This window comes from Salifodinibacter halophilus, assembly GCA_012999515.1.
GTDB classification, from domain to species: Bacteria; Pseudomonadota; Gammaproteobacteria; order Nevskiales; family Salinisphaeraceae; genus Salifodinibacter; species Salifodinibacter halophilus.
On record JABEEB010000581.1, the window covers coordinates 1 to 245 of the forward strand.

A 245-nucleotide genomic window follows, 5' to 3' on the forward strand; every position below is an offset into this window, starting at 1 on the left:
ATCAGCACCCCGATCCCGCGATTCTTGAGGTGGCGCACGATTCGCTGGATCTCGCCGACCGAAATGGGGTCGACGCCGGCGAAGGGTTCGTCCAACAGCATCAGCCGCGGCCGCGCGGCCAGGGCGCGGGCGATCTCCACGCGCCGGCGCTCGCCGCCGGACAGGCTGGCGCCGAGCTGGTCGGCGACGTGGCCGATCTGCAGTTCTTCCATCAGCGAGGCCTGCTCGCGCTCGATCCCGGCGCG

At 71.4% G+C, this 245-nt stretch carries 1 protein-coding gene; it reads right to left on the bottom strand.

The genetic code is table 11. The annotated features are described in order from the left end of the window. On the bottom strand, positions 1-245 hold a 245-nt coding region (locus tag HKX41_12910), incomplete at both ends, for an ATP-binding cassette domain-containing protein (GenBank protein ID NNC25035.1).